The organism is Streptomyces sp. HNM0575, assembly GCF_012726265.1.
In the GTDB taxonomy this organism is placed as follows: domain Bacteria; phylum Actinomycetota; class Actinomycetes; order Streptomycetales; family Streptomycetaceae; genus Streptomyces.
Genome location: NZ_JAASAG010000017.1, coordinates 36,236 through 43,242, shown reverse-complemented (window position 1 = coordinate 43,242; position 7,007 = coordinate 36,236). Strand labels below are relative to the sequence as shown.

General features: G+C 69.8%; 4 protein-coding genes. 2 read left to right on the top strand and 2 right to left on the bottom strand.

Annotation, left to right across the window (positions count from 1 at the left end):
• Positions 1-109: 109 nt before the first annotated feature.
• Both HCC61_RS28765 and ccrA read right to left on the bottom strand, forming a co-directional pair.
• Positions 110-1,351 carry a cytochrome P450 gene (locus HCC61_RS28765; RefSeq protein WP_346777431.1) on the bottom strand — a complete coding sequence of 414 codons (1,242 nt, stop codon included), beginning with the start codon at positions 1,349-1,351 and terminating at the stop codon, positions 110-112.
• Positions 1,352-1,420: 69 nt separating this feature from the next.
• On the bottom strand, positions 1,421-2,761 hold the full coding sequence (ccrA, locus tag HCC61_RS28760) for a crotonyl-CoA carboxylase/reductase (protein ID WP_169140545.1): 1,341 nt from the start codon (positions 2,759-2,761) through the stop codon (positions 1,421-1,423).
• A 211-nt stretch (positions 2,762-2,972) separates the two neighbouring features.
• On the opposite strand from ccrA, the gene HCC61_RS28755 reads away from it, so the two are divergent.
• Both HCC61_RS28755 and HCC61_RS28750 read left to right on the top strand, forming a co-directional pair.
• Positions 2,973-4,724 carry an ABC transporter ATP-binding protein gene (locus tag HCC61_RS28755; RefSeq protein ID WP_169140543.1) on the top strand — a complete coding sequence of 584 codons (1,752 nt, stop codon included), beginning with the start codon at positions 2,973-2,975 and terminating at the stop codon, positions 4,722-4,724.
• Positions 4,705-6,900, top strand: coding sequence for an ABC transporter ATP-binding protein (locus HCC61_RS28750; protein ID WP_346777430.1), 2,196 nt, complete (start codon positions 4,705-4,707; stop codon positions 6,898-6,900). The genes HCC61_RS28755 and HCC61_RS28750 overlap by 20 nt, the downstream gene beginning before the upstream one ends.
• The last annotated feature ends 107 nt before the right edge of the window (positions 6,901-7,007 follow it).

The following is a 7,007-nucleotide window of genomic DNA, read 5'->3' as shown; positions in this document are numbered from 1 at the left end:
CTCAACTAACCCATCTCGACGGTCGGTCGGGAGCTGCGGGCGCGGGGGTCCCGGGCGGCGGGTGCGGCATCGGCGAGTACGGCACAGGCGGGGGCGGCATCGGCGGCGGTCACCAGGTCACCGGTAGCTCGCGGAGGCTGTAGACGATCGCGGTGTCGCGGAACTTCAGCTCCTCCGCGCGTCCTGCGAGCTTCAGCGTGGGGATGCGGCGGGCCAGCGTCCCCAGTGCGACCTGGAGTTCCACCCGGGAGAGGAACTTGGCGATGCAGCTGTGGATGCCGTGTCCGAAGGCCAGCGGGGTGCTGCCGGCGCGGGTGATGTCGAGCCGGTCGGCCTCGGGGTAGACCGTCTCGTCGCGGTCGGCGGAGGAGAGCAGCACGATCAGGCCTTCGCCGGCGGCTATGTGCTGCCCGCAGATCTCCACGTCCTCGGTGGCGACACGGCCCACACCGCACTGCATGACGTTCTGGTGGCGCAGCAGCTCCTCGACGGCTCCGGCGATCAACTCGTCGGTGTTCTCCCGCAGCCGGGCGAACTCCTCGGGGTGTTCCAGGAGCGCCAGCGTGGTCAGCGCGATGGAGCTGGCGGTGGTGTCGTAGCCGGCGGACAGCAGCATCATGCCGGTGACGACGACCTCGTCGTGCCCGACCTCGCCGTTGCGGAGCTGGTTGCCGGTGAGGCGGCCCAGCACGTCGTCGGTGGGCTCGCGTTCCTTGTCGGAGACGAGCTTGTGCATGTAGCGGAAGAGGGCTCCGGCGGCGGCGTCGCGGCGTGCCTGCGTGGTGCTGGTCTCCACGAGGGTGTTGATCCAGCGGCCGAAGGCGATCCGGTCCCGGTAGGGCACGCCGAGCAGTTCGCACACCACGGTCAGCGGCACGGGGCGGGCGAAGGTCGTCACCAGGTCGACGGGGCGGGGCCCGGCCAGGAGCCGGTCGACGCGCTCGTCGACCAGTTCCTGGATGCGCGGGCGCATCGCCTCCGCCTGCTTCTTGGTGAAGTGGCTCATGATCATCCGCCGGTAGCGGGTGTGCTCCGGCGGGTCGACGGTGACGAAGGCGCCGGGCTGCGGGTCGACGGGGAAGAGGTAGCGCGGGTATCCGGGGTTGGCGACCTCGGCGCTGAAGCGCGGGTCGGAGAGCACGGCCCGCACGTCCTCGTAGCGGGTGACGAGCCAGGCCACGTCGCCGCTGGGCGTGGTGACCTTGCGTACGGGCTGTTCCCGGCGGAACCCGGCGTACTCCGGCGGCAGGTCCAGCGGCCGCTTGCGGTCCCGCGGCATGGGGAACGGGCACTCCTGCGTCGCTGTGAGCCCTTCATGCATGTGCTTCTCGTCCCAACCTCTGTTCGCCACGTGGTCGCGGTCCGCCGGCCCTCCGGCCGGCCGCTCGTTCCGATGTCGCTTCGGTCGCGTCCGGCTTCGTCACCCTCGGAAGCGGTTGATGGCCTCCAGGTGCCGCTGGCGTTTCGCTTCGTCGCGCACGCCGTGGCCTTCGCCGGGTGCGAGGGCGAGCACGCCGAGCTTTCCCTGGTGGGAGTTGCCGTGTACGTCCAGTGCCGCCTGGGGCGCGTCCTGGAGCGGGTAGACGCGGGAGAGCGTCGGGTGGATACGGCCGCGGGCGACGAGCCGGTTGGCCTCCCACGCTTCGCGGTAGTTGGCGAAGTGGGAGCCGATGATGCGCTTCAGGTTCATCCACAGGTAGCGGTTGTCGTAGGTGTGCTGGTATCCGCTGGTGGAGGCGCAGGTGACGATGGTGCCGCCCTTGCGGGCGACGAAGACGCTGGCGCCGAAGGTCTCCCGGCCGGGGTGCTCGAAGACGATGTCGGGGTCCTCGCCGCCGGTCAGCTCCCGTATGTGCTTGCCGAAGCGTTTGAACTCCCGGTGGTTCTGGGTGTGTTCGCCGGACCAGAAGCGGTAGTCCTCCTGGGACCTGTCGATGATCAGCTCGGCGCCCATGCGGCGGCAGATGTCGGCCTTGGCGGGGCTGGAGACCACGCACACGGGCACGGCTCCCCCGTTGAGCGCGAGCTGGGTGGCGTAGGAGCCGAGTCCGCCGGAGGCGCCCCAGATCAGCACCGTGTCGCCCTGCTTCATGCCGGCGCCGTTGACGGAGACGAGCTGCCGGTAGGCGGTGGAGTTGACCAGCCCGAGGCATGCGGCCTCCTCCCAGCTGAGATGGGCCGGCTTGGGCATGAGCTGGTTGGTCTTGACGAGCGCGATCTCCGCGAGGCCCCCGAAGTTCGTCTCGAAGCCCCAGATGCGCTGCTCGGGGTCGAGCATCGTGTCGCTGTGCCCGTCGGGAGACTCCAGTTCCACCGACAGGCAGTGCGCCACCACTTCGTCTCCGGGGCGCCAGGCGTTGACGCCGGGGCCGGTGCGCAGCACCACGCCGGACAGGTCGGATCCCAGCACGTGGTAGGGCAGGTCGTGCCGGGCCGCCAGGGGGGAGGTGCGGGCGTAGCGCTTGAGGAAGCCGAACGTCGGCAGCGGCTCGAAGATCGAGGACCAGACCGTGTTGTAGTTGATGGAGCTGGCCATCACCGCCACCAGGGCCTCGCCGGGGCCGAGTTCGGGCGTCGGCACCTGCTGCACGTGCAGCGACTTGGTGGGGTCGCGGTCGCGCCCGTCGACGCCGTCGAACATCCCGGCGTCCTCCTCGCGGACGACGACGGCCCGGTAGCTCTCCGGCAGGGGAAGGGCCTCGAAGTCGCGGGCATCCGCCTCACCGGAGCCGACGGCGTCGACGATCTCCTGAACAGTCATCGAGGAACCTCCTGGCACCGGCCGACCGGGTAACCGTCCGTAGCGGTCTCACCGTAGGTGTGGGGGTACTAGGGAATCTTCGAGACTTCGGGCGGGCGGAACGCCGGTCGGCGGTGCACGCGGCTCGGAAAACGCAGAAGTCTAGGGATTCTTGGAGTTCGCGACGCGGTCGACTGTGAGTGGAGTGCCGCCGTCGTGACCGGAGTGCCGAGTGCTGATCAGACTGCTGTGTGCCTGCCTGCGGCCGTACCGCTGGAGGACCGTGCTCCTGCTGGTGCTGCAACTCGTCCAGACCGTCGCCACGTTGATGCTCCCCACCCTCAACGCGGCCGTGATCGACGACGGCGTGGTGAAGGGCGACGCGGACTACATCGTCGACACCGGCATCGTCATGCTGGCGCTGGCGGTCACTCAGATCGTCACCGCGGGCATCGCGGCCGTGCTGTCCTCGCGCATCACGGCGGCGCTGGGCCGCGATCTGCGCTCCAGAGTCTTCCGCCACGTGATGCGGCTGTCCTCGGGTGAGACGACCAGATTCGGCACGTCGTCCCTCAGCACACGGACCGTCAACGACGTGGTGCAGATCCAGCGCCTGACGCTGACGCTGATGGACGTCGCGGTCTCGGCGGTCATCATGTGCGCGGGCGGCCTGCTGCTGGGCCTCTACCAGGACACGGGTCTGGGGCTGCTGCTGATCGGCCTGGTGGCGGTGATCGGGATCTGCCTGTCCGTGCTGCTGCGCCGCCTGGGCCCCCCGTACGCGCTGATGCAGCGGTGCGTGGACACCATGGCGCGGCTGCTGCGCGAGCAGATCAGCGGAGTGCGGGTGATCCGCGCGTTCGTACGCGACGGACACGAACGCGAACGGTTCGGCAAGGCCAACGACGAACTCTTCGGCGTATCGCTGCGCGTGGGCCGCATCATGGCGACGATCCCGGTGACGCTCATGGTGTTCATGAACGTCCTTACGGTGGCGCTGGTGTGGTTCGCCGGTCTGCGCATCAACGACGGCGCTCTCCGCCTCGGCGCGCTCAACGCGGTGCTGGGCTACCTGACCCTCATCATCGTCGCGATCATCGTGGTGTCGTTCGTCTTCACGGAGGCGCCCCGAGCCCGGGCCTCGGCCGTCCGCATCGAGGAGGTCCTCAACACCCCGACGAGCGTGCCGGTGCCCGAGACGCCCGTCGACCCGTGGGTGACGACCGGCCATCTCGACGTGCGCCGCGCCACGTTCGGCTATCCGGGCGCGCAGGCGCCGGTGCTCCAGGACGTGAGCCTCAAGGCCGGCCCCGGGGAGACGATCGCGGTGCTCGGCGGCACAGGCAGCGGCAAGACGACACTGCTGAGCCTGGTGCTGCGGCTGAACGACGTGACGGACGGCGCCGTGTTCGTCTCCGGCGTCGACGTACGGGACATGGACCCCGACATCCTCGCCGACAGCGTCGGGTTCGTACCGCAGCGGCCGTACCTATTCGCCGGCACCGTCGCCAGCAACCTGCGGTACGGCAATCCGGAGGCCGGCGACGAGGAGTTGTGGCACGCCCTGGACGTCGCGCAGGCCACCGAGTTCGTGGAGCGCATGCAGAACGGCCTCGACTCGCGCATCTCGCAGGGCGGTTCGAACATCTCCGGGGGTCAGCGGCAGCGGCTGGCCATCGCCCGCGCGGTGCTGGGCCACCCGCTGATCTACCTCCTGGACGACTGCTTCTCCGCGCTCGACCAGGGCACCGAGTCGGCCCTGCGGGCCGCCCTGGAGGAGGAGACCGCGGCGGCGACGGTGCTGCTGGTCACCCAGCGCATCGGGTCCGTGCAGGGGGCCGACCGCATCGTGGTGCTCGACGGTGGCCGCGTCGTCGGCGACGGAACCCACGAGGAGCTTCTGCACGACAGCCGCGCCTACCGGGAGATGGCGGCGTCACAGTCGACGGTTCAGGAGGTCACCGGTGCGCTCGCCGATGCTTGACTGGTTCTCGTCGCCGGTCTTCCAGTGGGAGGGCACGGGCAGGCACCGGCGCCCCAAGGAGAAGTGGCGCGACCGGTACGGCCTCTCCGCACGCCCCGAGGAGCACGGCCTCGTGCGGCGCCTGGCCGAGCGGCTGCGGCCGCAGAAGCGCAGCCTCGTCATCATGGCGGTGCTCGGCATCGGCTCCGTCTTCCTGAACCTGCTCGGCCCGGGGCTCCTCGGCTACGCCACGGACCTGATCTTCGCCGGGCTCGTCAGCAAGGACCTCCCGGCGAACGCCGACAAGAACGACGTCATCGAGCGGCTGAGGGAGCAGGACAAGGACACCCTCGCGGACGTGCTGAGCACCGTCGACGTCGTTCCCGGTCAGGGCATCGACTTCCACCGGCTCGGCCTGGTGCTGCTGCTGATCCTCGGCCTGTACCTGGTGGGGTCGGCGTGCATGCTCGTGCAGGGGCGGATGGTGACGCTCGTCGTCCAGCGGACCGTGCGCGACCTGCGCGAGCAGGTGGAGAGCAAACTGACGCGGCTGCCGGTGAGTTACTTCGACGGCCACTCCAAGGGCGAGGTCCTCAGCCGCGTCACCAACGACGTGGACAACCTCCAGCTCACCTTGCAGCAGGTCCTCGGGCAAATGATCAACTCGGTGCTGTCGGTGGCGGGCGTCGTGGTGATGATGCTCGTCATCTCCTGGGAGCTGGCGCTGATCGTCCTGGTGAACGTGCCGGTGTCGGTGGCCCTGGCGATCTGGATCGGGCGGCGCGCCCAGCCCCGCTTCGGCGAGCAGTGGCAGGTGACGGAGACCCTCAACAGCCACGTCGAGGAGATGTACACCGGCCACGCGGTCGTCACCGGCTTCGGCCGGCGCGACCTGGCCGAGAAGGTCTTCGACGAGCACAACGAGGAGCTGTACACGGCCGCTTCGCGCGCCCAGGCCACGTCCGGGCTGATCGGGCCCACCACGCGGTTCATCACCGACCTCAACTATGTGCTGGTGGCGATGGTCGGGGCGCTGCGCGTGGCCTCCGGCGCGGTGTCCATCGGCGACGTGCAGGCGTTCATCCAGTACTCGGGCATGTTCAGCAGGCCCCTGATCGACATGGCGAGCTTCTCGGGGCAGCTCCAGTCGGGGCTGGCGTCCATGGAGCGGGTCTTCGACCTGCTGGAGACGGAGGAGCAGCCGCCCGACGCGGAACGCTCACCCGAGCCCCGGGAGGTCGAAGGGCGCGTGGAGTTCGAGAACGTCTCCTTCCGCTACCTTCCGGACACCCCGCTCATCGAGAAGCTGTCGCTGACGGCGGAACCGGGGCAGCTGATCGCCGTCGTCGGGAAGACGGGCGCCGGCAAGACCACCCTGGGCAATCTGCTGACCCGCTTCTACGACATCGACGGAGGCCGCATCCTCCTCGACGGGCAGGACATCATGTCGATGCACCGCGAGGAGCTGCGCGCCGGCATCGGCCTGGTGCCGCAGGACACGTGGCTCTTCGGCGGGACCATCGCGGAGAACATCGCCTACGGACGCCCGGACGCCACACGTGAGCAGGTCGAGGCCGCCGCACGCGCCACGTGCGTGGACCGGTTCGTGCGGGCCATGCCCGACGGGTACGAGACGGTGCTCGACGACGACGCGACCGCCGTCAGCGCGGGCGAGAAGCAACTCATCACCCTCGCGAGGGCGTTCCTGTCCGATCCGGCGATCCTGATGCTGGACGAGGCCACCAGCTCGGTGGACTCCCGCACCGAGGCGGCGATCCACCAGGCGATGAACTCGCTGCGGGCCGACCGGACGAGTTTCGTCATCGCGCACCGTCTCTCCACCATCCGCGACGCCGATCTGATCGTGGTGATGGACTCCGGGCAGGTCGTCGAGAGCGGCAACCACACGGAACTGCTGGCGGCCGGCGGCAGGTACGCGCAGCTGTACGCGGGCGCGGACTCCGGTTCCGGCACCGGGACGGCCGACGACGCCGGCACGGAGGCGGAGGCGGGCGCGGACGACGCCGAGCCGGACGCTGAAGGGACGCTGCCGGCGCCCTCCGGTGACGGGGGCGGGTCCGAGGGGCGGGCCGCGATCCCTGCGGCGCGCTCCGCGCCGGACGGGCAGCACCAGCCGGATGACCTGGACGAGTTGGACGAGCTGGACTTCTCCGTGTGGCTGCCGGGCAACAACTGACCTGCGGGTTACGGCTGATCCGCCTTTGTGCCCGGTCTGCGTGGGTGCCCGGTCTGCGTGGAGCGCCGGGCGCTCCCGGGTACGGAGCGGGAGCCCCGGTGCCGTGT

Excerpts from the sequence above, each read along its gene's own strand:
- ccrA (WP_169140545.1), bottom strand. The coding sequence starts at position 2,761 with ATGACTGTTCAGGAGATCGTCGACGCCGTCGGCTCCGGTGAGGCGGAT.